The organism is Arthrobacter sp. 2MCAF15, assembly GCF_052115605.1.
GTDB lineage: Bacteria > Actinomycetota > Actinomycetes > Actinomycetales > Micrococcaceae > Arthrobacter.
Map to the genome: position 1 here is coordinate 69630 of NZ_JBFRGZ010000017.1, position 24697 is coordinate 94326.

Genomic DNA, 24697 nt, shown 5'->3' on the forward strand with positions numbered 1-24697 from the left:
CAAAAGCTCGAATGGTGGAGGCTACTTTGGCTCGGCGACGAAGTCAGCGATCTGAGCGTTCCGTGCACCCACGAACTCGAGGCTGGCTTGCCGGTAGAGCCGATACTCATCGAGGGTCTTTGGTATGGCACGAGTCGTGAAATCGGCGAACGGCAGGAAGAACCGGACGCTGGCGTAGTCCTCCGTTACCAGGTCCTGGAGCAGAAAGAAGTCCACGTAGCCACGGAAGTCGCCAAACAAGCCGAAGAACTCGGGGTATAGCTCCAAGGTGTCGGCCAGCGGGCTGGACTGGCGGAGATAGTGACGCCGGATGCACTCGAGAGTCAGGTCAAACCGGTCGGCGATGCGGGGGTGAGTGCCTCGGCGCTGATTGATCGTCTGCTTGTTGTTGACCCTGTTGCCCGGGAAAACGATCATCCCGCCGATGGTGTAGCCCTGCCGGCTAAAGGCTTCCTGCTCTGCCTCCGGAATGTGCGCCATGATCGAAGCGGCCCTTGGGTGCCGGCAGAAGGTCCGAATGATCGCGTCACTCGACAGAAAGAATCGGCCCAAGTCGGACTCGTGATAGAGGTATCGGTTGGGGTTGCTTACGTCCAAGTCGAATAGCCCACCATTCTGCACGGGCCTGCCCCAGAGCCTCCGATGGGTACTGCGGAGGGCTGGGCTAAACCTATCCGGATCTTTGCCTGTGGGCGTGTCGGAACGGAAGTCGAAGGTTACGTCGATCTCTTTCGGATCGCCCACGTCAGCCGGGTCGTCCTGGAAGGCGGGCGGCTGTCGCGCACTACGGCACGAGGCTGCAATCTTCGCCGCCCACTCCAAGGCCGCCTCGTACGAGGGCAGCTCCAGCACCACGATGCTTCCATGGAACTGCGCAGTCTGCGGGTAAGTACCCGCGCGGACGCTCCCGTCGGCGTCGTCCATGACGGGCGGAATGCTCTCATCGATGCCGCCGCCGGACACCCAGACGCCCGCGTCCTTCGCCTCCTGGAAAACCGCGTGCGCCGCCTCCGTTGCGGCCCGCAACTCTTCCTCGGGGACAACCCTGGCGGCACTCGGAAACGAGATCTGATACTTGGTCATTCGGGTGGACTCCCTCTTCGCAGCACGGCTGTCGCGTTCATCCTCGCCGATGCCACCGCGCCGCACAAGACTGCAGGTCGGAGCAACCCGACCGTGGCTCATCCGCTTTGCCTGCTTGCCCGGCCGGGCTTGCTTGCCGGGCCGGTAGCCCGGGTGTAGCTTGTCCGGATGCTGAGCATTGGCTCGATCGTCATCCGGGTGGACAACCTCGAACGCCAGATGCGTTTCTGGCAGGCCGCCCTGGGCTACGAGCCGCGGTACGCACCCGACGGCGACTTTGTCATCCTGGCGCCGCCGGACGGTGTGGGCACCTGCATCTCCCTGGACCGCGTCCCGGCCGCCGTCCAGGTGCCGCCGCGCCTGCACCTGGACCTGTACACGGACACCCAGGGCGCTGAAGTGCAGCGGCTCCTGGCGCTGGGCGCCACCCGGGTGGAGTGGAGCAAGCGGCCGGCGGACGCCGACTATGTGATCCTTGCCGATCCGGAGGGCAACAGGTTCTGCGTGGTGGACACAGGCCGGCCGGAGAATTCAGCCGAGAACCCGTAGCCCGTAGCGGCGCGGCCCGCCTGCCCCTCCTGACCTTTTCTAACCCTCCTGGTCGACGTCCGACATGTCGCCGACGCCGGGGGCGCCCTCGGCGAGGGCGTAGCGCTGCATCACCGCACCCTTTGGTGAGGCGACCACCGGCTCGATGAGCCTGAGGTTTGTCGGAACCACCCCGTCGGCGAAGACCTTCTTTCCCCCGCCGAGGAGGATCGGATATACCCAGAGCGTGAGCCGGTCGAAGAGCCGCTCGGCGAACAGGGTCTGCACGAAGTCCAGACTGCCGATGACGTGGGTGTTCGCGTGCCGGTCGCGCAGGTCGCGCACGGCGGCGACGACATCAGGGCCGAGCAGAGTGGAGCCTGCCCACTCGAGGGCAGGCGTCTGGCGCGAGGCCACGTATTTCGGGAGGCGGTTGAACAGCCGCGCGATGTCCCCGTCCGCGTGCGGCCAGTACGCGGCGAAAATGTCGTAGGTCCGGCGCCCGAGCAGCAGCGCATCCATCTCCGCCATTCCGGAGCCGACCTGTTCGTCGACGACCTCGTCCCAGAGAGGCGCCTGCCAGCCGCCAAACGCGAAGCCGCTGTCCGGGTCCTCGTCAGGCCCGCCTGGCGCCTGCGCAACGCCGTCGAGCGTAGTGAACAGGTCGATGTGGATCAGTCCCATGCCGTGCTCCTTCCCTGCCGCCCGTCGTCGTCGGCCCCGGCGATGGGATCACTTCGAGGCTGGCACAGGATTCCCTGCGGAGCAACGGGTCCCGCACAGCAACGGGTGCCAACGGCTCGGCCGCGCTTCCTGTCCCGATCAGCCGCCCAGCACCACGTTCACCGGCGGTTCGCCGGCCAGCATGAGCCCGATCTGGCGCTGCAGCAGCCGGCCCATCCGGGGGCGCATGGCCGAGCTGGCCCCGCCCACGTGCGGGCTGATGATGACGCCCGGGGTTCGCCACAACGGGTGGTCCTGCGGCAGGGGCTCGGGATCGGTGACATCCAGCACGGCGCGGATCCGTCCGGAGCCGGTGTGCCGGACGAGGGCGTCCGTGTCCGCCACCGGTCCGCGGGCCACATTCACCACCAGGGCGCCGTCCGGCATGGCCGAGAGGAACGCGTCATCAATCAGGTGCCTGGTGGAGTCGCTGAGCGGGACCCCCACCACCACGATGTCGTGCTCCGGCAGTAGCGCGTGGAGTTCCTCGATGCCGTGGATGGGACCGCATTCGTCCGTCCGGGCCCTGCTGGCCACCCGGGTCACGGATGTCTCGAAGGGAAGGAGCCGGTCCTCGATCGCCTTGCCCACCCCGCCGTAGCCGACGATCAGGACCCGCCGGTCGGCCAGGCTGGCGGTGGGCCTGGCGTCCCACCGGCCCTCCTGCTGGCTCTGGACCAGGCGGGGCAGCTCGCGCTGGCTGGCGAGGATCAGCGCGAGCGCCAGCTCCGCGGTGGAGGTCTCGTGCACGCCGGCCGCGTTGGCGAAGACCCGGCCGGACGGCAGGAACTCCGCCACGCCGTCGTACCCGATCGACTGGCTCTGCACCAGAGCCGTGTCCACCGCCTCCAGGCCTTGCAGGACCTGCGGGCCGCCCATGTAGGGCGGCACCACGATGTCGATCCGCGGCACGGGCGGCTCACCGGCAAGGTCCCACTCCAGGACGGTCACGTCCGGGTGCGGCTGAAGGTATTCACGCAACGCGGCGTCCGGCAGGCTGACAGTAATTTTCCGGGTCATGAGTGCCAGCGTAGTAGACCGGCGAGCGGTAATTTTTCCCAACTTCGGCGCTCCCCCGCGCGCTCCGTGGACTTCACCCCCGGCCGGGCCTAACGTCAGAGGCACCACCCCCTGCCGAGCCCGGAAGGCCACTCACATGACGAATCCGGTGCCCAGGCCGGCCGCTCCGACGCACCGCAGGAACCTGGTGCTGGTGTGGGCCGTCACCGCGCTGGTGCTGGCCGCCGTCGTGGTCCTCGGCGTCTTCCGCACCGCCCCGCCTAACGGTGGTTTCCTGGCCGGCAGTCTCCTGACCGCCGCCGGCAGGCAGGCGCCGAACCCGTCCCCCGCGGCGACGGCGGCCCCGGCGCCCGCCGTCGACCTCCCCGCCGAGATCCAGCGGATCATCGGTGAACACCCCGACCACAGGATCGGCGTCGCCGTGGTGGACACCCACGACGGCCAGCTGCAGAGCTACGGCGACGTGGCACCGTACACGGCGGCAAGCACAGCAAAGGTCCTGACCGCGGCCGCCTACTACCACCTGGTGGAAACCGGCGATAAGTCCCTCGACGCCCCGCTGGGCTCCTTCAACGCCGCGTTCCAGCTCAAGGCCATGATCAACACCAGCAGCGACGACTCCTGGCTGCTGCTGATGCAGGACATCGGCTACCCCAACCTCACCGCCTACGCCGCCACCCTCGGCATCACCTACGATCCCGAGCAGAACCTCCTGGCCCCGCCGGACATGGCCCGGCTCATCCAGCAGCTCGCCACTGGCAAGCTGCTGAACGCCGGCCACACGGCGGAACTGCTCGGCTACATGCAGCACACCAATGACGAGGACCTCATCCCGGCGGCCGTGGACCCTGGCATCACCGTCCATCACAAGTACGGTGTGGTGCAGGGCTACGTCCACGACGCCGCCCTGCTCAGCGCCGGGGACCGCTCCTACGCGGTGGTCATCTACACGTGGGGACCGGACGACGCCGACAGCGCGGCCCGCCTGGACCTCATCCACGATCTGACGCACCAGGTCACCGGCGCCCTGTTCCGTCAGTAGCGGTGTTCAGTTAGTAGTGCTGCAGCGGCGTGACATGGCGCAGTGCAGCTGTGCGGGAGCTGTTAACAGACTGAATTTCCACCAATCAAAGGTGGCGCACGCTCCATTACAGGGGCAGGATGAAAGAAGCGGGAATAGTCTCAGCCGCAGCTGCCCGATGGAGCCCCCCACCATTGGGCCGTCCTCTGGAGGAGCACCCACATGTCCAGTCCTTCTGAATTTCGTACTTGTCGTCCCGCCGAAGCAGGGACCTCCGGTCCCGCACGGCCCGCCGCGCCGCCCTGACCAAAACACGCGCCAAAAAGACAGCGGGCCCCACACCAGGGGCCCGGACCCCGCCCGCACTCCGGGCTGATCGAGGCTGCTGGGGCCTCGGAATTCCTCCCGGCTCGTGTGCAGGAGATGCCGCAGTATTGGGGCAAGCCAGGATCCCGCGCATGATGTCCGCGCGACCGCGCGGTCTAAAGGGACTTTCCGGATCCGGGCTTTTCCAGGGAGTCACCTTGATCCGCATCCTCATCGCAGAAGACGAAGAACGCATCTCCCGCTTCATCGAAAAGGGACTGCGCGCCGCCGGCTACGCGCCCACCGTGGTCGCCGACGGCGTCACGGCAGTGGACTACGCGTCCAGCGGCGAATTCGATCTCCTGCTCCTGGATATCGGGCTCCCACGGCTGGACGGCTACGCCGTCCTGGCGGCACTGCGCCGCGGCCAGGTGGGCATCCCGGTCATCTTCCTCACGGCCCGCGGATCCTCCACGGACACCGTCGCGGCGCTGGAGGGCGGCGCCGACGACTACATCGTCAAGCCGTTCCACTTCGAGGAACTGGTGGCCCGCATCCGTGCCCGGATCCGCAAGGGGGACTCCGGCGATCCGCCGGCGGCAAACGTGATGCGCTACGGGCCCCTGGAGCTGAACCTGCTCACGCGCACCGTCAGCGTCGACGGCAGGATGGTGGAGCTCTCCTCCCGCGAATTCTCCCTGGTGGAAATGTTCCTGCTCCATCCCGGCCAGGTCCTGAGCCGGCAGCAACTGCTCAGCCACGTCTGGGGCTACGACTTCGACGGCACTTCCAACGTGGTGGACGTGTACGTGCGCCAGTTGCGGAGAAAGATCGGCGCCGAGCGCATCCTCACCACCCGAGGCGCCGGGTACCGCCTGAGCTAAGCAGGTCTTCGCGGTACGTGAAGGGACAGGGATGTCGCAGGAAAGGAGCACAGTGACCACGTCGGATGATCATCCAGGCGGGAGCGGCCAGGCCGCGCCGGCCGCTGGGTCCGCTGCGCCGGAAACCCAGGACCCGTCCGGCTGGGGCGCAAAGATCCACTCGGTGCGTTTCCGGGTGGTGGCAGCCATGTTGGGCATGATGCTCGCCGGGCTGGTCACCGCCGGGCTGGTCACGTTTGTGGTCCAGTTCCAGGATTCTGATGCCAGGGTTGACCAGGCGATCCTGGACAAGGCCAACGCCGTGGTCAAGCTTGTCCAGACCAACAAGAAAACGTCCGGGGACTATGCGAACAGGACGTACATCAGCGCGCTTCACGAGGCCGCGGAAGATATCGAGCCCCGCAGCAACGAGGTCATGGCCGGGATCGTGGACGGGCGCGTGGCGTGGACCGTTGAGGGCAACGGGGACCACGCCCTTTTGGACAACACCATGTTCACCGACGCCGTCCAGCTCAGGAGTCCAATGGGCGCGTCCTTCGGCGAGCTGAACGCGGACGGCCGCCCGCTGAGGACTGTGGTGGTGCCCATGAAGGGCGCCACCGGGACCTTCTTCCTGGTTGGCCGGGACGCCGGCGACCAGCGCGAGCATAACGCCGACTCGGTCCGGACGTACTCGCTGGTGGCCCTCGCCATGCTCATGGCGGCCGCGGTGATCGGCGGGATCGTTGCCGGCCGCCTGCTCGATCCGCTCCGCCGTATGCGCGAGGCCTCCAGGGCGGTGGGCCCGGAAGACCTCACGCAACGGGTGGAAGTCCGCAAGGGCGAGGACGACGTCACCCTGCTCGCCAAGACCTTCAACACCATGCTCGAAAGGCTGGACGAAGGCGCCCAGCAGCAGCAGCAGTTCCTGGACGACGCCGGCCATGAGCTGCGGACCCCGCTGACCATCCTCCGCGGGCACCTCGAGCTCGTGACGGTGGATGACCCGGACGACGTCATTGCCACGCGCGACGTGCTGCTGGACGAGGTGGACCGCATGCAGCGCCTGGTGGACGACCTCCTGCTGCTCGCCAACTCCGGCGATCCCGGCTTCATCCGGCGTGAACCCGTCCGGATCCCGGAACTCATGGACCAGGTCATGGAAAAGGTGCACGTCCTGGCCGAGCGCAACTGGCAGATCGATGAAAAGGCCGACTACGTGGTGGAGGCGGATCCGCAGCGCCTCACCCAGGCCCTGGTCCAGCTCGCCGCGAACGCCGTCAAATACACTGGGCTTTCCTCCACGATAGCGCTGGGTTCCCGGATTGAGAGCCCAACGGCAAACGACGGGGCCTCGCACCCACAACAGGACACCCTGGTGCTGTGGGTACGCGATGACGGCAGCGGAATCGCCGCGGAGGACCAGCAACGGATCTTCGAACGGTTCGGCCGGGCGCACACGGGCCGCGGCGAGGAAGGTTCGGGACTGGGCCTGGCAATCGTCGCGGCAATCGCCCAGGCGCACGGCGGCGTGGCCACCGTGGAATCCGAATACGGCCACGGCTCCACCTTCCTGATCAAGATCCCCCTGCAGGCCGTCAACGTCCGCGTCTGACTGATCCGCGGCTGTTCTGGTTCGCTGATCTGGCCGCTGATAAGCGCGTGGCCGCAAAGTCCGGCCCTTTGATGAGGAATCCTTAATCTTCCCCTCATCCCACCCTCACTCTGGGGGCGCAGGCTGATGAATATCATCAGACAGCGCCGGCACCGGACCCATTTGTGATCAGAAACAGTTGCGATCACCGCTGTGTCCCGTGCATCGGGGGCGGGAGGATTTGCTGTGGAGCCAATGCGGATCGTGCTGTACTCACATGATTCAGTGGGCCTGGGACATGTGCGTCGGAATCTGGCGCTGGCCCACGCACTGACCAATCAGCTGCCCGGGCTTATCGGCCGCCCAGTCACCGGAATCCTCATCACCGGCACAGCCCTGGCCCCGGCGTTCCTGCTGCCCGAAGGGTGGGACTGGGTCCTGCTGCCCGGCGTGGCGAAGGGTTCCTCGGGCTACCTGCCCAGGAACCTGGCGCTGCCCATGCAGGAGCTCGTGCCGCTGCGGGCCAGGCTCCTGCAGGCAACGCTGGCGGGTTTCTCCCCCCACTTGGTGGTGGTGGACCGTCACGCCACCGGCGTCCACGGCGAACTCGAAACTGCATTACGGCGCGCACGCACGGCCGGGCAAGTCCGCGTGGTGCTCGGCCTCCGCGAGGTCCTTGACGCGCCCGCCGCGGCCCTCGCCGAATGGGCCAGGGTAGGCGGACCCCGGGTGGTCAAGGACCTGTTCGATGCCATCTGGGTCTACGGCGATCCCGCCGTCCACGATCCCGTCGCCGCCGGCGAAATACCGTTCACCCTCCGGAAGCTCATCCGATACACCGGCTACCTCGCCGAGGGCCGCCCCGCGGCCTCCGGCACCAGCTGCATGCCCGGGAAGTACTGCATGACAACGGTCGGCGGAGGCTCGGACGGGTACGCCCTGGCCAGCGTCGCCGTCGCCGCGCCGGTCCCGGACGGGCTGGGACACCTGGTGGTCGCCGGACCGCAGATGCCCGCCGAGCAGCTCAACGACCTCCGGAAGCAGGCCCGTCCCGGCGTCAAGGTGGTGGCAGCCGTGGATGACCTCGTGTTCCACATCCGGCACGCCAGCGCCGTCGTCGCCATGGGCGGCTACAACACGGTGTGCGAGATCATGAGCACCGCGGTCCCCGCGCTGATCGTGCCCCGCACGCAGTCGCGCGCCGAGCAACGAATCCGGGCCGCGTCCCTGGCCGCGGCGGGATACCTGGAGCAGCACGAGATCGGCACGCTGACGCCGGAGATCCTGGCCGGCTGGCTGGCCGCCCGGATCGGCACCACCGTGGACCGCCGTCGTGCGGTGCTGGACGGCCTGATCCGCGTTCCGCAGCTGGCCGCAGAACTGCTGAGGCCGCTGGCCGACTCCGACCAGTTCGGCACCGAAGTCGCCACGTCCGATCAGTTTGGGGCCGATGAGTTCCAGCAGGACGAAAGCATCGCCACAAGGCGCGCGAAGGGCGGTGCAAGCCGTGTCGCCGTTTGAGCCGGGCATTGCGTACGTCCTGAAGATGTATCCGCGTTTCTCGGAAACGTTCATCGTTTCGGAGATCCTGGCCCGAGAGGCTGCGGGCGACCGGATCGAGATTTACTCCCTCCGGCCCACCGACGACTCCCGGTTCCACCCCGAACTCGCCCGGGTCCAGGCGCCCGTGACCTACATTGACCGGCCCATCAAGACCATTGCCCTGTGGGAGAGCCTGCGGATGGCCGAGGCGGCCGGGCTCACGGCCGCCGTCGGGCGGAATCTTGGCGAACTCACCGCCGCCACGGCAGACGACGCCGTCCAGGCCATCAACCTGGCCACCGCCTTGCAGGACCGGAACATCCAGCACATGCACGTCCACTTTGCCTCGGGCGCCACCACCGTGGCCCGGCTGACGTCCCTCATCACCGGGATCCCGTTCTCGTTCACCGCCCACGCAGTGGATATCTTCCATGAATCGGTCCAGGACGAGGACCTGCGGCGCAAACTGGAGCAAGCCCACCACGCCGTGACCATCAGCCAGTACAACATGCGCTACCTGCGCCACCGCTTCCCGAGCTCGACCGCCCGGCTCCACCTGGTGCGCAACGGCCTGGAGCTGGAGCGCTTCCCGTACCGGGAGCCCCGCCCGCTCGGGGCCACCCTGCGGATCGCCGCCGTCGGCCGCCTGGTGGAGAAGAAAGGCTTCCAGCACCTGCTGCCCGCGGCCGCCGAACTGCTGGACCAGGGGGTCAAACTGGACCTGAAGATCGCCGGGACCGGAATCATGGCCGAGGAGCTGGAGGCCGGCATCGATCAGCTCCGGCTCCGCGAGCACGTCCGCCTCCTGGGCCCCCAGACCCAGGACCAGGTGCACGAGCTGCTCCATTCTGCCGATATGTTCGTGGCGCCCTGCGTGATTGGCGCCGACGGCAACGCGGACGGCATGCCCACAGTCCTGCTCGAGGCGATGGCCACCGGCGTCCCCTGCGTCAGCACGTCCGTCACCGGAATCCCCGAGGTTGTGCGGAACGGCACCACCGGGGTCCTGGTCCGGCCCGGCAACCCGCACGCCCTGGCCCGCGGGATCCGCACGCTCGGCTCCCCGGCGACGGACAGGGTTGCCGTGTCCCGCAATGCCCGTGCCCTGATCGAGGAGGACTACGACGTCCACCGGCAGGCCGGGCTCCTGAGGTCCCTCTCCCGTCCGGAAAGGAGAGTTGCATGACACGCGTCGCTTACCTCTGCGCCGACCCCGGCGTGCCAGTTTTCGGCACCAAGGGTTCCTCGGTGCATGTCCAGGAAATCGTCCGCGCATGGCGCGGTACCGGCGCCGCCGTCACGGTCTACTGCACCCGGCTCGGCACCGAGCGGCCCTCCGACCTGGCCGATCTCGACGTCGTGGAAGTCAAACCGGAATCCGTCCCCGCCCCCGCTCGGGAACGGGCGGTCCAGGACGCCGCGCTGGGACTGGCGGACGAGGTCCTGCGCAACGGCTGCGGCCTGTACTACGAGCGCTATTCGCTGTTCAGCCCGGCGCTGTCCGTGGTGGCCCGCATCCTGGACGTGCCCTCAGTCCTTGAGGTCAACGCCCCGCTCATCGAAGAGCAGCAGCGGTACCGCCAGCTGCTGGATGTGAAGAAGGCCGAGACCGTGTTCCGCCGCAACGCCGCAACGGCCGACGTCGTGGCGTGCGTCTCGGATCCCGTGGTGCGCTGGGTCCAGTCGCGGGTGCCCACCGCGAGGACCGTGCTGGCGCCGAACGGGGTGAACGCGGAGCGGATCCCGGTCCGCCGTCCCGGCCGCCGTAGCGCGGACCATCTCACAATCGGATTTGTCGGAACGTTGAAGCCCTGGCACGGTGTCCCGGGCCTGCTGCACGGTGTGGCATTGGCCAACCAGCAGACCGCTGACCCGAGCCTGCGCTGGCAGGTCCACGTGGTGGGTGACGGCCCGGTGCGCGAGGACCTCGAACGCCTGGCCATGGCCCTCGACGTGCCAGCGGTGTTCACCGGCGCCGTCCCGCCGGCCGCCGTGCCAGGCCTCCTGGCAGAATTTGACGCCGCTGCGGCCCCCTACCCCCAGGACGGGCCCGGCCAGGACGACTACTTCTCGCCGCTGAAGGTCTTCGAGTACATGGCGGCGGGCCTGCCGGTGATCGCGAGCGCCGTGGGCCAGATCCCGTCCATCATCCAGGACGGCCGCACGGGACTCCTGGTCCCGCCCGGGGATCCGGACGCCTTCGCCGAGGCCCTCATCCGGCTCGGCCACGACCCGAACCTGCGGGACAGGCTGGGGCTGGCGGCCCGCGACGAAGCCGTGCTGAAGTTCAGCTGGAGCGGCGTGCTGTCCCGGATCACCGGGGCACTGCCCCCTGCACGGAGACTAGCAAGGCAATGACCACCGATTCCAGGCATCTGCTTCGCGATCCGGACCAGGAAAGCCCGCCGCAGAGCCCCACACGAAACAGCCCCGCACCACGGGGGGCAGCGCCCCCGGCGTTACGGGAGGGCACCGTACCGGGGAACCTCCCGCCGGCGAACCCCACGCCGAAGCCCGTGGAAAAGTCTGCGCGGCCGGTCCGTGGTCAACACAAGCGGCAGACGCGGCTATGGCCCCGGCTCCGCCGTCGTCCGGCCAAACCCGAGTCCGGGCTCCGCCGCACGCTGCGGTGCGTCCGCCCCTATTTGCGAGGCCACCGGCTCAGGATGACCATAGGATTTGCGGCCCTTGCCGCGGACGTCCTGCTCCGCCTGCTGGAGCCGTGGCCGGTAAAAATGGTGATCGACGGCGTGTCCCGCTCGCTCGGCGCGACCATCAAGCGGCCGGGACCCACCATCGATGCCAGCGCGGAGACGTTGTTGCTGTGCGGCGGTGCGATTGTGGCCATCAGCATCCTGCGCGCCATTGCCAACTATTGGTCGCAGATTTCCTTCGCGCTGGTTGGGTCGAGGATCGCGGCCGACCTCCGGGCGCAGACTTTCCGCCATGTGCAGGGTCTGTCGATGCGGCACCACACTAAAACCTCCTCGGGGGACACCGTGCAGCGCATCGTCGCCGATGTGTCCCGGCTGCAGGAAGTCGCCGTCACGGCCGGCCTGCCGTTGCTGGGCAACGCGGTCACGCTCGTGGCCATGACCGGCATCATGCTGTGGCTTGACCCATTGCTGGCGCTCATCGTTTTCCTGGCCACCGCCGTGTTTGCCTTCCTGTCCCGGCGCAGCTCCGGTTCCATCACCAGTGCCGCCAGGAAGTCGCGTTCGGGCGAAAGCGCCCTGGCTACCACCGCGTCCCAGACCCTCAGCGCCATGCGCGAGGTGCAGGCCTACGGCCTCGAGGACACCATCAGTTCCAACTTCCGCAACAGCAACAAGGCGGCCCTGGGCACCGGCGTCGTCGCCCTGCGGCTGGCCGCGGGGCTTGAGCGCCGAACCGACGTGCTGATCGGGTTCGCGACAGCCGTCGTCCTGGCCGGCGGCGGCTGGCGCGTCCTTAACCATTCGATGACGCCCGGGGACCTGGTGGTCTTCCTGACCTACCTCAAGACCGGGATGAAACCGCTGAAGGACCTGGCCAAGCAGACCAGCCGGATTGCCCGGGCCACAGCGTCCGGCGAGCGTGTTGCAGATCTGCTGGAGGCCGAGACCGACCTCCCGGAAGCACCCAACGCGCGCCCCCTGGACAGCCAGCATCCGGACATCGAGTTCGACGACGTCAATGCCGGGCACGGCGAAGACATCGCCGTTCTGCACGGGATCAATCTCAGAATTCCAGCCGGGGAGCATCTGGCGCTCATCGGCCCGTCCGGGGCAGGGAAATCGACGCTGGCCAGCCTCGTCCTGCGCATGATCGATCCCATCTCCGGCACGGTCCGCGTGGGAGGCCAGGACCTGCGGGATTGCCAGATCGCCTCCGTGCGCTCCCACGTCTCCATCCTGCTGCAGGATTCCGTGCTCTTTGGCACCACCGTCCGGGAGAACATCAGGTTCGGCCGGCTGGGTGCCTCCGACGAGGACATCGAGCACGCGGCGGAACTTGCCCAGGCCGATACCTTCATCCGGGGCCTCCCCAACGGCTACGACACCGTCCTGGGGGAGGCCGCCAAGGACCTTTCCGGCGGTCAACGCCAACGCCTCGCCATCGCCCGAGCCATCCTGCGGCAGGCGCCAATCGTGATCCTGGACGAGGCCACCGCGGGCCTCGACCCAGCGTCCCGGGAGTCCATCCTCGACGCCCTTGAGGTCCTGACCCGGGGCCGGACCTCGATCACCATTACCCACGACGCCTTCGCGGCGCGTGCCTGCGACCGCATCATCTGGCTTGAGGACGGCCGCATTCTCGAGCAGGGACCGCCGCTCGAGCTGTTGCAGGACCCCGGGAGCCACTTCAGCAAGTGGTTGGGCGACGCACCCTCCCCCCAGATCGGGCCCGATGCTTCCCGGCAAGTCCAGGGGCAGGAACCGCGGGGGCGCGACGTCGGAGCGCCGACGTGAGCGCGCCCCCGGTCTCTACGCACGACGCCGACCTCGCGCTGGCCGCCCGGGACGAAGCACTTCCCTGCCTTGCCCACCTGCTCGACGACGACATTCTGTCCGAGCTCGTCGGCGAACCCCTTCACATCACCCGTGTCCGGTACAAACCGCGCACCTCCGTGCTCGTTGCCTTTCGCCGCAGTGGGACAGGACGTGCCGGCACGGCGGACCCGCGGACGGCAGAGGACGGCACAGCCGGCTACGGCTGGGCGCTGAGCACAAAAAACAACGTCAAGCTGAATGGGCGGGCCCGGTCCGCGGCGCGGCGCGGCGGCCCCGGTGTGCAGCTGATCCGGCCACTAATGCCGCACCTGGACGCGGCTATCGCGGTCGGTGTCATCGAAGACGACTGGCTCCTGCGCCACAACCTGCGCTGGCTCGCAGAGTACGGGCTGGAAATGCTCGGCGTCGACGACGGGCCGGATGGCCGGGACTCGGCCGGCCCAAGCCAGGCGTTCGGCGCAGGCCAATCCGGGAACACCAGCCGCGTACTGCGCTATAAGCCCGAACGCCGGCTGGTGCTGCTGAAGCATGCTCGCGGCACGTCGATCGTGATCAAGACCGCGGCACTGGCCTCCGACCACGCCGCCCAGGAGTTATTCCAGCGGCAGCTGGAGGAGCAAGGTATCCCAGTGCTGCCCAGGCTTGCCGATGCCAGCTGCTCCGATCACGGGATCAGCGCAAGTCCGGTGTGGGGCAAGTGCGACCTATCCACAACCGGGGATGCCGAGTCGGCGCACCGGGCCGGAGCAGCTCTCGCCCGGCTCCATAGGCTTCCGGCCGACGCGGCCCCCGGGCCGGTCACCACACCGGAGGCATTGGTGACTCGCCAGATCGACGCGACATGCGCCATGGTGGCAGAACTCCAGCCAACGCTGGCCGGGCGTGCCGCCAATCTGGCCGGCCGCCTCCGCCGCCGGCTGGACGAAACCACGGACGGGAGGACCCCCGTACTGATTCACGGCGACTTCTCTGCCGACCAGGTCCGCGTAGACGGAGCGGAGGTCCGCCTCCTCGACTTCGACCGCGTCCGCCCGGGCGCCCCGGAATCCGACCTCGGCTCCTTCGCAGCCGTCGAGGAGGCAGGCCTTTGGCATCCCGGCACCGATGCTGATCATCGGGCGCACACTGGAGCACTCTTTGAGGGCTATGCCGAGGCCGGCGGCAGGTTTAGCCCCGCTGCAGTGGACGCCTGGGCTGCCTACAGGCTGTTCTGCAACAGCGTGGATCCGTTCCGGGACCGCGCCGAGGACTGGGCCGCCGAAATGTCGAGGCACATCGAACTCGCGTCCGGGCGGATCCCATGAACTGGCTCCCGCCGGTCCCGCCGACCGCCGTCGACTCTTCCGGGCAGGCCTGGCTGGTCCACCGGGCATGGCCGGCCTTCACCCCGGGAGATTACACACTGGAGGTCCTGATACCAGGACAACCAGGCGTCCGGGGAGCCCGTCTGCGGGACGGTCGCTTTGAGTTGCTGCCCGACGACGACCCTTGGCTGCCCTCATTACGCGCAGAGGCGCGGCACGGCGAAATCGTGTCCCATCGGCCTTACATTCGCGCCGTCATCCGGACCGAGAACTCCTATGTCAAGGTCTTTCGGGCCGGCGAGGCCCTCGTCCCGGCCCAACGCTGCGCCCAAACCGGGTCCCTCTTGGACACCCGGAATTTCACATCCCCCCGGATTCTTCGCAGCTCCCCGGACATCATCGCTTTCAGCCCCATCCCGGGGCGGACCTTGGGGACGTTGGCTGAGGACCACCTGGGCGTCAGTGACACTTCATTCGCAGGGCTCTGGCAGAAGTGGCGGCACGCCTGGACCGCGCAAGTTTCCGTCTCTGCCGGCAGCGCCGGTTTGGCCGCGTTGCCGGTCCGTTCCCCCGCCGTGGAAGTCGCGGATCTCTGGCGCTGGGTAAACCGCTGGCTACGCCACTTCGCCGACACCCCGGCGGCCGCAGCGCAAGGCAACGCCCTGGTAACCCAGGCAGAGAATGTGACGAAGAACCTGCTTCAGACCGAACCGGACAGCCTGGTCTGGGCCCACGGGGACCTCCACGACAAGCAAATCCTCGCGGCCGAGGGATCCGCTCCGCTCGGGTTGCTGGACTTCGACGATTCCGCCCAAGCCGAAGCCGCCCTGGACCTGGCGAATTTAGACGTCCACCTTGAACTTCACACCCGCCGGAACCGCATGACTCCGGAACGATACGAAATGGCCCACACCCAAATACTGGCCGCCGCGGACGAGCTACATGTCAGCCCGAGCCGCTTCCACGCCTATTCCGACGGCGCCTGGCTGCGTCTGGCGTGTTCCCCCCTCCCCGTGCGCTCGGCATTGGCCTTTGCCGTGCTCGAAGAACGTCTCGCCTGCCGTCCACTCGTGGCCGGATATGAGTGCGGCTACGATCCCGGCCTCGCGTCCGGCTTCGCAAGCGCGGCGATGGAGACCGGGGGCGGCTGAGATGGGCTGGCACCCGCCCGTCCCGGCCGCCGTCGTGGATGAAGACAACACCGAGTGGGAGGTCGTACGGTCCTGGCCCGGCGACTCCGCGGAGGAGTATGTCCTGGAACTGGCGGCCCCTGGCCGGGCGGGGGTCCGGGCAGGCCACCTTCGGGCAGGGCAGCTGGAGCTCCTGCAGGACGGGCGAGACCGGCGCCTCCCGGCCCTGAAGCTCGTGTCGCCGCTGGGGGTGGTGGTGGTGCACCGGGCCCACAAACGGGCCGTGGTCAGGGCCGGCGAGCACTACCTCAAGATTTTCCGGATCCGCCAGGCCGACGAAGCGGCGGGCCGCCACGCCCGGATGAACGAGCTCCTCGGCGCCGAGGACTTCCTCACCCCGGAAATAGTCTCCTACAGCCAGGGCTGCCTCACGCTCAAGGCGTTGCCCGGCCGTTCCCTGTTCGAGCTGGGAAACGACCCCGCGGTCAGTGATGCGGAGTTCGAGATGGCCTGGCAGCAATGGTCCCGGGCCTGGGTCCGGCAGCATTCCCTGGCCCGGACTTCGGCGCAGCGCCCGGCCCTCGAGGCGCTCCCGTCCCAGCCGGCCGCCGTCGAACTGGAAAACCTGCGGCGCATCGTGAACCCTTGGCTCGTGCACACCCGGGACGTTGCGGCCTCCCAGGCGCAGCGCACCGCCGTACTCGTGGCCGCGGGACAGGCCGCCGAAAAGCTGCTCCTGACCGATCCGGATCCGCTGGCGTGGTCCCACGGTGACCTCCATGACAAGCAGATATTCACCGCAGGCCCCGGCACTCCCCTCGGTCTGCTGGACTTCGACCAAGCCGGCCGTGCCGAGGCCGCCGCCGACCTCGCCAACCTTGCCGTGCACCTTCAGCTGCGCCTGCGCCAACACCGCCTGACCGCCGAAAGATACCAAACCGCCCTCCACCATGTCGCCGCCACTGCCGAGGAACTGCGGGTCACCCCCGTCCGCTTCGACGCCTACGCCAGCACCACCCGGCTGCGGCTCGGCTGCCTCTATTCCTTCCGGCCGCAGTGGGCCGCCCTGGCGGAGGAGTTCCTTGTTCCGGATGGTGAACAGCCACTGGCGGCGGGGATCCCGGCCGCTAGAGTGGGGCACACGTACTGACTGCACCCTGCACCGTACTGTTTCGCAGGGCTTCGCACAGCACTGTTTCGCACGGCACCGCACCGGGAGGACCGCTGGCATGGCTTACATCAAGGTTGGAACCGAAAACAGCACAGACGTCGAGCTCTACTACGAGGACCACGGATCCGGCCAGGCCGTGGTCCTTATCCATGGCTACCCTTTGGACGGCTCGTCCTGGGAAAAGCAGACCACGGCCCTCCTCGGCGCGGGCTACCGGGTCATCACCTACGACCGCCGCGGCTTCGGGCAGTCCAGCAAGCCCACCGAGGGCTACGACTATGACACGTTCGCCGCTGACCTGAACACGCTCCTGAGCGACCTGGACCTTAACGACGTCGTGCTGGTGGGCTTCTCGATGGGTACCGGCGAGGTGGGCCGGTACCTCGGAACCTACGGCTCCGCCCGGGTCGCGAAAGCCGCATTCCTGGCCTCGCTGGAGCCCTACCTCCTACAGGCCGAGGACAACCCCGGCGGCGTCCCGCAGTCGGTATTCGACGGGCTCCTGGAAGCCGTGACGGCAGACCGGTACGCCTTCTTCACAGAGTTCTTCAAGAACTTCTACAACAGCGAGACCTTCCTCGGCACCCCGCGGCTGAGCCAGGAAGTGATGCATGCCGGATGGAACCTCGCCACAAAGTCCGGGCCCACGGCATCGGTGGCAGCGCAGCCCACCTGGCTGACGGACTTCCGCGCCGACATCCCCAAGATCGATGTCCCGGCCCTGATTGTGCACGGCACGGCGGACAACATCCTGCCGATCGACGTCGCGGGCCGCCGGTTCGCCGAGGCGCTGCCGAGTGCGGAATACGTGGAGATCGACGGCGCCCCGCACGGCCTGCTCTGGACGCACGCCGCGGAGGTCAACGAGGTGCTGCTGCGGTTCCTGCGGAGCTAGCCGGCGCCCACCCGGGCCCCGTCTTCCGGTTGACACCCGCCACAGGGTACGGTTCAATTTTTTGCATATGCTGAAATAACAGTTCCACGATACGGATACAGTCTGAAAAACTCGTTCGTATAGCCTACGCCGTGGATGCCAGCATTGACACAAAGGATCTGGCACATGCTGTTGGAAGACTTTAACGCTGCCGGACGCGAAGAGGCCGCCGCGGCCCTGCGTCCCTGCCTGGACATTGGGCGGTGGATCGAAGAGATCGTCGATTCCCGGCCCTTCGACAGCACCGAAAGCCTGTTCGGGACCGCCGGCCGCGCGGCGGAACCGTTCACTGACGCCGAGGTGGAGGCAGCCCTGGCCCACCATCCCCGCATCGGCGAACGCGCCGCGGGCAACAGCACGGAGGCCCGGCTCTCCCAGTCGGAGCAGGCCGGCCTGGGCATCCCGGATCCCGCCGTCGCGGCGGCCATCGCCGCGGGAAACAAGAGCTACGAGGAAAAATTCGGCCAGGTGTTCCTGATCCGTGCCGCCGGACGCAGCCGGGAGGAGATCCTGGCTGCCCTCAACGCCCGGCTCGCCCACACCCCCGAAGAAGAACGAGTGGTGATCGGCCAGCAGCTGCGCGAAATCGCGGTACTCCGAATCGAAGGACTGATCGGCGCATGAGCACCTCCGCCAGCACTCCCCCCGCCAGCAATCCCTCCGCCATATCCCATGTCACTACGCACGTCCTGGACACCGGCTCCGGCAAGCCCGCCGCCGGCGTCGCCGTCACCCTGGACAAGCTCGACGGCGAACGCTGGGAAAGGATCGCGGCCGGCGCCACGGATGACGACGGGCGCGTCAAGGCCCTCGGCCCCGAACGCCTGGGCTCCGGCACGTACCGGCTGGGCTTCGACACCGGAACCTATTACGCCGCCGCCGGGACCGAGACCTTCTTCCCCGAAGTCACGCTGACCTTCGCGGTGTCCGAGGCGCAGCCGCACTACCACGTGCCGCTCCTGCTGAGCCCCTTCGCCTACTCCACCTACCGCGGCAGCTAGGCCGGCGCCGCCGCCGGACCCCACGTTGCTCTGTCAGATCGGGCTGCCCTGAAGGCTTCAGGGCAGCCCGATCTGATAGCGCATGCGCTCTGCGCCAGGAGACCCAGGCCAGTCACAATCGACATTTTTCCCGCGAACAGGCCCCGCCGGCCCACGCCCCTTGACAGTGCTCCGCGTCACTTCTATTCTCAATTTTGGGATCCCAAAACGGGATCCCAAAATAGCAAGCTTGCCGGGCCCCGGCTTCCGCACCTGATCTGAACCTGATCCGCACCTGATCCGCACCTGATCATCGGACTGATGTCAGCGCTGATATCAGCCCCCTCTATCAACACTCGGCAGCCCGCACACGGGACGCCCCCACGCCAGCACCCAACGCCAGCACCTCAGGCCAGCACCCTGGCCGCGAAACGAACCCTCCCGCATCACTCGCCGGCATTTTTCCTCTCTATCAAGGAGAAGTTGTGTCTCTTCCAAATACCGAAACCGCCAATACCGAAACCCCAGATACCGAAACCCCCAGCACCGACGTCGCAAGTACCGAAACCGCAGGACGACCCACCCGCGCAGGCTCCAAGGACGGCGTGCAACGGCGCACCAAGGTCCGCTGGAAAATGTTCCTGCTCCTGCTGGTCCTCGTCTCCGTGAACTACATCGACCGGGGTTCCATCTCGGTCGCCCTGCCCATCATCCAGAAGGAATTCAACATGGCCCCGGAGCTCGTGGGCCTCCTGCTCTCGGCCTTCTTCTGGACCTACGCCCTCATGCAGATCCCGGTCGGCTGGCTGATCGACAAGTTCGGTCCGCGCAAGGTGATGACCGCGTCCTGCGTCGGCTGGGGCGCCGCGACGGCGGCCTCCGGCCTGGCCGGAGGCTTCCTCAGCATGTTCATCGCCCGCCTGGGCATCGGCGTCACCGAGGCCGGGGTCATGCCGGCCGGCGGAAAGCTGAACGCCATCTGGATGCACAAGTCCGAGCGCGGCCGCGGCGCCACCATCCTTGACGCCGGAGCCCCGCTGGGCGCCGGGCTGGGCGGCATCCTCATCGCCGGACTGATCGCCTCGACGGGCAGCTGGCGGACCGCCTTCATCATCGCCGGCGCCGCGACGGTCCTCATGGGCCTCGCCGTCTGGTGGTACGTCCGGGACAACCCCCGCCAGCACCGCGGAGTCAACGACGCCGAGGCCGAGTACATCGAGGCCTCCCACGCCGCCGAGGACGCCGAAGCCGAGCTCGACGGCAGCAAGGGCAAGCGCGCCCTGCTCCCCTACCTGAAGTTCCGCTCCTTCTGGGCCATGTGCTTCGGCTGGCTGGGCTTCAACGGGGTCTTCTACGGCCTGCTCACCTGGGGCCCGCTCTACCTGGCGCAGGCCAAGGGCTTTGACCTGAAGACCATCGGCTGGTCCACGTTCGTGATCTTCGGCGCCGGGTTCGTCGGCGAAATCCTCGGCGGCACCATCGCCGACAAGTGGCGGGCAGCCGGCGCCTCGGCCAACCGCGTCATGCGCACCCTCCTGGGCACCTCCAGCGTCGTCGTGATCGGCGGCCTCGTCGGCGTCACCGTCGTGGCGGACCCGACGACGGCGGTGGTCCTGCTCGCCGTCGTCATGTTCTTCCTGCGCTGGGTGGGCCTGTTCTGGAGCATCCCCTCCATCCTGGGCGGCCGGACCAACGCGGGCGTCCTGGGCGGCGCCATGAACTTCAGCGGCAACATCTCCGGCTTCGTCACCCCGATCGCCGTCGGACTGATCGTCGGCGCCACCGGCTCGTACACCTGGGCGCTGCTGTACTTCGTGGGATCGGCGATCATCATGGGAGCCTCCGTGCTGACGCTGGACTACAACAAGCGGCTCCCTGTCTAAGCTAGGCCACGCAACACCTGTTCCCGGAGCCGGGAACGCAGTGCCACAAGAACCCGAAATGGAGCACCATGCCTACCGCAGACGAAACCCAGGACAAGGAACGCCCCCTCCGCGAGGCCGTCCGGGACACCCTCCGCACCAGGATCTTCGAAGGGCACTACGTTCCCGGCACCAGGCTGGTGGAACGCGACCTCGCCGCCGAATTCAACGTCTCCCGCCTCCCGGTCCGCGAAGCCCTGCGCATGCTGCGCCAGGAAGGCCTGGTCAGCGACCGCGGCGCGCGCGGAGCCGAAGTCAGCTCGCTCAGTGCCAAGGACGTCGAGGATCTCTTCGATGTCCGCCAGTCGCTCGAAGTGCTGGCCTGCCGGCTGGCCGCGGCCCGCGCCACCCCGGAAGACCTCAGCAACCTCAAAGCCCTGCTGGACGCGGCCGAGGCGTCCCTGGCCAAAGGCGCCATCATGGACGCCCACCGGGCCAACAGCGAATTCCACGATGCCATCACCCGGATCGCGGACAACGGATTCCTCAAATCCGCGCTCGAACCCCTCCAGGGCCGGATGCACTGGCTGTTCCGGCACGTGAGCGACCTCCCCGAACTCATCGAGGAACACCGCGCCCTCTACGCCGCGATCGCCAGCGGGAACCCGGACCGGGCGGCCACCCAGTCGGCGTCGCACATCGACAAATACCGGGAACAGTTTCCGGATAATTTCCGCCGGACGGAACCCGACCTTCATCGGAAGAAGAAATGAAACTCCTTGTCATCAATCCCAACATCAGCAGCGACGTCACCGCGCTGATCGAATCCGAAGCCCGGCGTTCCGCCTCGCCCGGAACCGAACTGGTGGTCCGAACCGCCGGCCACGGCGTCGAATACATCGAAACCCGCTTTGAAGCGCTGATCGCCGCCGGCGCTGTCGCCGAGATCATCGCCGAGTACACCGGCAGCGCGTCCGACGGCAGCACATCCGGCGGCAGCACGTCCGGCGGCGGCATCGACGGCGTCGTCGTCGCCGCCTTCGGGGACCCCGGCATGCCCGCGCTGAAGGAACTGGCCGATGTTCCGGTCATCGGGATCACCGAGGCGGCCCTGTGCGCCGCCGCCCTGCAGGGCCACCGGTTCTCCATCATCGCCATCTCCGACCGGATCCGCCCCTGGTACCAGGACTGCGTGGAACGGTTCGGGCTCGGCGGCAGGCTGGCCTCAATCCGCTCCATCAACGAGGCCCTCAACGGGATCGGTTCCGTCCAGGAGGACTTCAAGGAGACCCTGCTGGCACTCAGCCGCCAGGCGGTCACCGAGGACGGGGCCGACGTCGTGATCCTCGCCGGCGCGCCGCTCGCCGGACTGGCCCGCGAGCTTGCCGGCCAGATCCCCGTCCCCGTGGTGGACGGCATTTCCGCGGGCATCCAGATGGCCCAGTCCGTGGTCAACCTCCAGTCAGGGCCGCACCGGGCCGGCGCCTTCGCGCCCCCGCCGGTCAAGGCCCGCAAGGGCCTATCGACAACCCTCGACGCCGCCCTCACGACGGCGCAGCAGGCCGCGCTGGCGACCACACCCACCCACTAAGTAACTTTTCCCCGAAGGAGGACAACGATGTCCCACACCCCAGACCTTGTCATTGCCAACGGCACCGTGGTCAACAGTTTCGGCCGCCAGGAGGCCCACGTCGTGGTGCACGGCGGGAAGGTCGTCCAGCTCGTGGACGCTGCCGAGCCCGTTCCCGCCGCCGCCAGGACCATCGACGCCACCGGCCAGCTGGTGATTCCCGGCGGCGTGGACGGCCACTGCCACGTCGCCCAGGTGACCGGGCGGTTCCGGACCCTGGATGACTACCGGACCACCTCCACCGCCGCACTCTGGGGCGGCACCACCACGATCATCGACTTCGGCATCCCCCGCGACGCCCGCGAGACCCCGCTGGCCGCGGTCCTGCACAAGAAGGAACTGGCACGCGAGTCCCGCTGCGACGTCGCCCTGCACGGCTCGGTGGTCCAATGGGACGAAACCGTGCCCTGGCAGCTCGAACAGCTCGCCGCCGAAGGTGTCCGGTCCGTCAAGATGTACACCACCAACCGGGGCTCCACCATGGCCGACGGGGACACCATCCTGAAGGTCATGCGCGAGATGGTCCGGCTGGACGGCCTCACCTATATCCACGCCGAACACGATCCCATCATTGCCGACTGCACCCGGCAGCACGCGGACGACGGCCGGATCGGCATCGAACACCTGCACCGCACCCGGCCCGAACTCGCGGAGGAGATCTCGGTCAAGGAGACCCTGGCGATGGCCGAATACACCAACGCGCCCGTCTACTTCGTGCACCAGTCCACGCCGGGTGCCGTGGACCTTGTCACCGAGGCCCGCAGCCAGGGACGGGACGCCTTCTCTGAGACGTGCCCGCACTACCTCACCCTGGACGACACCGTCTACGGCACGTCCTTCCCCGAGTGGTACGCCTGCTGCCCGCCGATGCGCAGCCCCGAGACCGTCGCGGCGCTGCGGGACCGGCTTGCCGCGGGCGCCATCCACACCGTGGCCTCGGACCACTCCTGCTACGACCTCGCGCAGAAGCGCGAACGGTCCGATGACATCCGTGCCATGCCGCACGGCCTGCCGGGAGTGGAAACGCGCATGCCGGTCACCTTCACCGCCATGATGGACGCCGACGGCGGCGCCCGGGTGGAAGACTTCGTGGAAGTCTTCGCCGCGGGGCCGGCCCGGATCAATGCCCTGCCGGGCAAGGGAACCATCGCGGCGGGGTACGACGCCGACATCGTCGTCTTTGATCCCGCCAAGGAACGCACCGTGGACGGCGCCGCCCTGCACATGGGGACGGACTTCTCGCCGTTCGATGGCCGGACGCTCACCGGCTGGCCCGCCGTCGTTGTGTCCGCCGGACGCATAGTGCTGGACGCCGCCGGCTTCCATGATCCCGGCCCCACGGGCCGCTTCGTGGCCCGCAACGGTTTCCGCGAACACCAGGCTGCCGCCGCCGTCCCCGCTTCCGTCTACCCCGCTGCACTCTAGGAGCACCCATGCCTTCCGCAACCCGCCCCACCCGCATCGGCATGATCGTGCCATCCTCCAACACCTGCCTGGAACCGCAAAGCTACCGGATCCTCGGCGACCGCACCGACGTGACCATCCATTTCGCCAGGATCCAGGTAACGCGGATCGCCCTGGATGATTCCTCCGACAAGCAGTTCGACGCTTCGGTGATGCGGGCCGCCGCCGAGATCCTGGCGACGGCCGACGTTGACGTCATCGCGTGGAACGGCACCTCGGGCTCCTGGCTCGGCGCCGGCCACGACCGCGAGCTCGTCCGGGACATCCATGACGCGACGGGCATTCCGGCCACCACGTCCACCCTGGCCTACATGGAGGCCTTCCGGTCCTTCGGCACCGAGAGGATCGGGCTGTTCACCCCGTACACGGAGGACGTCAACGAACAGATCGTGGCGTCGTACGAACGGGACGGAATCAAGACCCTTGACCACCGCTTCCTCGGCCTGAGCGACAATGAGTCCTTCGCCCGGGTCTCCGACGCCGAAATGCGGCCCGGATCGCTGGAACTGGCGGCATTGAACCCGGACGCGCTGGTTTACCTGTGCACCAACCTCTACGGGGCCAATATTGCGGAGGAAATCGAGGCGGCCATGGGCGTTCCCGTGCTCGACTCGGTGGCCGTGACCCTGTGGCACTGCCTCAAGATGGCCGGCGCCCCGCTGCTCTCCCCGCGCTGGGGCAGGTTGCTCGCCTCGGCCTGACAAAAGCAACGCGGGGTCAGGTACGGCCCATCCCGGACCCCCGAATGGGCGGCATCCGACTCCGCGTTGTCTGTGGCACCCGATTGTGACTGTCCGGCCGCCTTGACGCGCGGGTTGCCGCCTAGATAATCTCGAAATGCAAGAAAGTTTTTTCACATAATGAAAATTACTGGCCGCCATTCAATGATGAAGAGTGAGGTGGACGTGGCTGCAGGAGAAGATACCTCCCATATCCTCAGCGGGTTGACAAACCAGCTGCCTGATCGTGATCCGGAAGAGACCGCCGAATGGCTGGAGTCCCTGGATACCCTGATTCAGGAACAGGGCACCGAACGTGCCCAGTACATT

23 protein-coding genes are annotated in these 24697 nt (G+C 67.7%); 20 read left to right on the forward strand and 3 right to left on the reverse strand.

Annotated features, from left to right (window positions below; translation table 11 throughout):
- Positions 1-21 precede the first annotated feature (21 nt).
- Complete coding sequence (locus AB4089_RS17760; protein ID WP_441410594.1) at positions 22-1083, reverse strand: YciI family protein; 1062 nt, start codon at positions 1081-1083, stop codon at positions 22-24.
- Positions 1084-1251: 168 nt separating this feature from the next.
- Here AB4089_RS17760 and AB4089_RS17765 point away from each other — a divergent pair, with 168 nt between their 5' ends.
- Positions 1252-1632 carry a VOC family protein gene (locus AB4089_RS17765; RefSeq protein WP_441410595.1) on the forward strand — a complete coding sequence of 127 codons (381 nt, stop codon included), beginning with the start codon at positions 1252-1254 and terminating at the stop codon, positions 1630-1632.
- A gap of 39 nt (positions 1633-1671) precedes the next feature.
- Here the strand turns inward: AB4089_RS17765 and AB4089_RS17770 are convergent, their stop codons facing one another.
- Both AB4089_RS17770 and AB4089_RS17775 read right to left on the reverse strand, forming a co-directional pair.
- On the reverse strand, positions 1672-2295 hold the full coding sequence (locus AB4089_RS17770) for a dihydrofolate reductase family protein (protein WP_441410596.1): 624 nt from the start codon (positions 2293-2295) through the stop codon (positions 1672-1674).
- 138 nt (positions 2296-2433) lie between these two features.
- A complete protein-coding gene (locus AB4089_RS17775; protein ID WP_441410597.1) occupies positions 2434-3354 on the reverse strand; it encodes a 2-hydroxyacid dehydrogenase in 921 nt (306 codons plus the stop codon).
- A 136-nt stretch (positions 3355-3490) separates the two neighbouring features.
- Between AB4089_RS17775 and AB4089_RS17780 the strand changes: the two genes are divergently transcribed.
- The 19 genes from AB4089_RS17780 to AB4089_RS17870 all read left to right on the forward strand — a co-directional run.
- Positions 3491-4396 carry a serine hydrolase gene (locus AB4089_RS17780; RefSeq protein WP_441410598.1) on the forward strand — a complete coding sequence of 302 codons (906 nt, stop codon included), beginning with the start codon at positions 3491-3493 and terminating at the stop codon, positions 4394-4396.
- A 503-nt stretch (positions 4397-4899) separates the two neighbouring features.
- Positions 4900-5565: a response regulator transcription factor gene (locus AB4089_RS17785; RefSeq protein ID WP_441410599.1), complete on the forward strand. Its 666-nt coding sequence runs from the start codon at positions 4900-4902 to the stop codon at positions 5563-5565.
- A 52-nt stretch (positions 5566-5617) separates the two neighbouring features.
- Positions 5618-7159, forward strand: a complete 1542-nt coding sequence (locus AB4089_RS17790) for a sensor histidine kinase (RefSeq protein ID WP_441410600.1) — start codon at positions 5618-5620, stop codon at positions 7157-7159.
- 234 nt (positions 7160-7393) lie between these two features.
- Positions 7394-8659: a glycosyltransferase family protein gene (locus AB4089_RS17795; RefSeq protein WP_441410618.1), complete on the forward strand. Its 1266-nt coding sequence runs from the start codon at positions 7394-7396 to the stop codon at positions 8657-8659.
- Complete coding sequence (locus AB4089_RS17800; RefSeq protein ID WP_441410601.1) at positions 8646-9866, forward strand: glycosyltransferase; 1221 nt, start codon at positions 8646-8648, stop codon at positions 9864-9866. The genes AB4089_RS17795 and AB4089_RS17800 overlap by 14 nt, the downstream gene beginning before the upstream one ends.
- Positions 9863-11038 carry a glycosyltransferase family 4 protein gene (locus tag AB4089_RS17805; protein ID WP_441410602.1) on the forward strand — a complete coding sequence of 392 codons (1176 nt, stop codon included), beginning with the start codon at positions 9863-9865 and terminating at the stop codon, positions 11036-11038. The genes AB4089_RS17800 and AB4089_RS17805 overlap by 4 nt, the downstream gene beginning before the upstream one ends.
- Positions 11039-11346: 308 nt before the next feature.
- Positions 11347-13131, forward strand: coding sequence for an ABC transporter ATP-binding protein (locus AB4089_RS17810; RefSeq protein WP_441410603.1), 1785 nt, complete (start codon positions 11347-11349; stop codon positions 13129-13131).
- Positions 13128-14477, forward strand: a complete 1350-nt coding sequence (locus AB4089_RS17815) for a phosphotransferase family protein (RefSeq protein WP_441410604.1) — start codon at positions 13128-13130, stop codon at positions 14475-14477. Before AB4089_RS17810 ends, AB4089_RS17815 begins: the two co-directional genes overlap by 4 nt.
- Positions 14474-15628, forward strand: a complete 1155-nt coding sequence (locus AB4089_RS17820; protein WP_441410605.1) for a phosphotransferase — start codon at positions 14474-14476, stop codon at positions 15626-15628. The genes AB4089_RS17815 and AB4089_RS17820 overlap by 4 nt, the downstream gene beginning before the upstream one ends.
- A 1-nt stretch (position 15629) precedes the next feature.
- Positions 15630-16757, forward strand: a complete 1128-nt coding sequence (locus AB4089_RS17825) for a phosphotransferase (protein WP_441410606.1) — start codon at positions 15630-15632, stop codon at positions 16755-16757.
- Between the two features lie 79 nt (positions 16758-16836).
- Positions 16837-17673 (forward strand): alpha/beta fold hydrolase, encoded by an 837-nt coding sequence (locus tag AB4089_RS17830; protein ID WP_441410607.1) that lies wholly within the window; start codon positions 16837-16839, stop codon positions 17671-17673.
- Positions 17674-17838: 165 nt separating this feature from the next.
- Entirely contained in the window at positions 17839-18336 is a 498-nt protein-coding gene (gene uraD / locus AB4089_RS17835; protein ID WP_441410608.1) for a 2-oxo-4-hydroxy-4-carboxy-5-ureidoimidazoline decarboxylase, read from the forward strand.
- Positions 18333-18713 (forward strand): hydroxyisourate hydrolase, encoded by a 381-nt coding sequence (gene uraH, locus AB4089_RS17840; RefSeq protein WP_441410609.1) that lies wholly within the window; start codon positions 18333-18335, stop codon positions 18711-18713. Before uraD ends, uraH begins: the two co-directional genes overlap by 4 nt.
- A 464-nt stretch (positions 18714-19177) precedes the next feature.
- Positions 19178-20575: an MFS transporter gene (locus AB4089_RS17845; RefSeq protein WP_441410610.1), complete on the forward strand. Its 1398-nt coding sequence runs from the start codon at positions 19178-19180 to the stop codon at positions 20573-20575.
- A 68-nt stretch (positions 20576-20643) separates the two neighbouring features.
- Positions 20644-21327, forward strand: a complete 684-nt coding sequence (locus AB4089_RS17850) for a GntR family transcriptional regulator (protein ID WP_441410611.1) — start codon at positions 20644-20646, stop codon at positions 21325-21327.
- A complete protein-coding gene (locus AB4089_RS17855) occupies positions 21324-22145 on the forward strand; it encodes an aspartate/glutamate racemase family protein (protein ID WP_441410612.1) in 822 nt (273 codons plus the stop codon). The genes AB4089_RS17850 and AB4089_RS17855 overlap by 4 nt, the downstream gene beginning before the upstream one ends.
- Before the next feature lie 27 nt (positions 22146-22172).
- A complete protein-coding gene (locus AB4089_RS17860; protein ID WP_441410613.1) occupies positions 22173-23609 on the forward strand; it encodes an amidohydrolase family protein in 1437 nt (478 codons plus the stop codon).
- An 8-nt stretch (positions 23610-23617) separates the two neighbouring features.
- On the forward strand, positions 23618-24349 hold the full coding sequence (locus AB4089_RS17865; protein WP_441410614.1) for a maleate cis-trans isomerase family protein: 732 nt from the start codon (positions 23618-23620) through the stop codon (positions 24347-24349).
- Between the two features lie 159 nt (positions 24350-24508).
- Positions 24509-24697: hypothetical protein (locus AB4089_RS17870; RefSeq protein ID WP_441410615.1), on the forward strand; the 189-nt coding region annotated here is incomplete at its 3' end.

Coding starts and splice junctions, on each gene's coding strand:
- AB4089_RS17780 (WP_441410598.1), top strand. CDS start 3,491: ATGACGAATCCGGTGCCCAGGCCGGCCGCTCCGACGCACCGCAGGAAC.
- AB4089_RS17775 (WP_441410597.1), bottom strand. CDS start 3,354: ATGACCCGGAAAATTACTGTCAGCCTGCCGGACGCCGCGTTGCGTGAA.
- AB4089_RS17795 (WP_441410618.1), top strand. CDS start 7,394: ATGCGGATCGTGCTGTACTCACATGATTCAGTGGGCCTGGGACATGTG.
- AB4089_RS17860 (WP_441410613.1), top strand. CDS start 22,173: ATGTCCCACACCCCAGACCTTGTCATTGCCAACGGCACCGTGGTCAAC.
- AB4089_RS17830 (WP_441410607.1), top strand. CDS start 16,837: ATGGCTTACATCAAGGTTGGAACCGAAAACAGCACAGACGTCGAGCTC.
- AB4089_RS17825 (WP_441410606.1), top strand. CDS start 15,630: ATGGGCTGGCACCCGCCCGTCCCGGCCGCCGTCGTGGATGAAGACAAC.
- uraH (WP_441410609.1), top strand. CDS start 18,333: ATGAGCACCTCCGCCAGCACTCCCCCCGCCAGCAATCCCTCCGCCATA.
- AB4089_RS17770 (WP_441410596.1), bottom strand. CDS start 2,295: ATGGGACTGATCCACATCGACCTGTTCACTACGCTCGACGGCGTTGCG.
- AB4089_RS17810 (WP_441410603.1), top strand. CDS start 11,347: ATGACCATAGGATTTGCGGCCCTTGCCGCGGACGTCCTGCTCCGCCTG.
- AB4089_RS17850 (WP_441410611.1), top strand. CDS start 20,644: ATGCCTACCGCAGACGAAACCCAGGACAAGGAACGCCCCCTCCGCGAG.
- AB4089_RS17865 (WP_441410614.1), top strand. CDS start 23,618: ATGCCTTCCGCAACCCGCCCCACCCGCATCGGCATGATCGTGCCATCC.
- AB4089_RS17820 (WP_441410605.1), top strand. CDS start 14,474: ATGAACTGGCTCCCGCCGGTCCCGCCGACCGCCGTCGACTCTTCCGGG.
- AB4089_RS17805 (WP_441410602.1), top strand. CDS start 9,863: ATGACACGCGTCGCTTACCTCTGCGCCGACCCCGGCGTGCCAGTTTTC.
- AB4089_RS17855 (WP_441410612.1), top strand. CDS start 21,324: ATGAAACTCCTTGTCATCAATCCCAACATCAGCAGCGACGTCACCGCG.
- uraD (WP_441410608.1), top strand. CDS start 17,839: ATGCTGTTGGAAGACTTTAACGCTGCCGGACGCGAAGAGGCCGCCGCG.
- AB4089_RS17765 (WP_441410595.1), top strand. CDS start 1,252: ATGCTGAGCATTGGCTCGATCGTCATCCGGGTGGACAACCTCGAACGC.
- AB4089_RS17760 (WP_441410594.1), bottom strand. CDS start 1,083: ATGACCAAGTATCAGATCTCGTTTCCGAGTGCCGCCAGGGTTGTCCCC.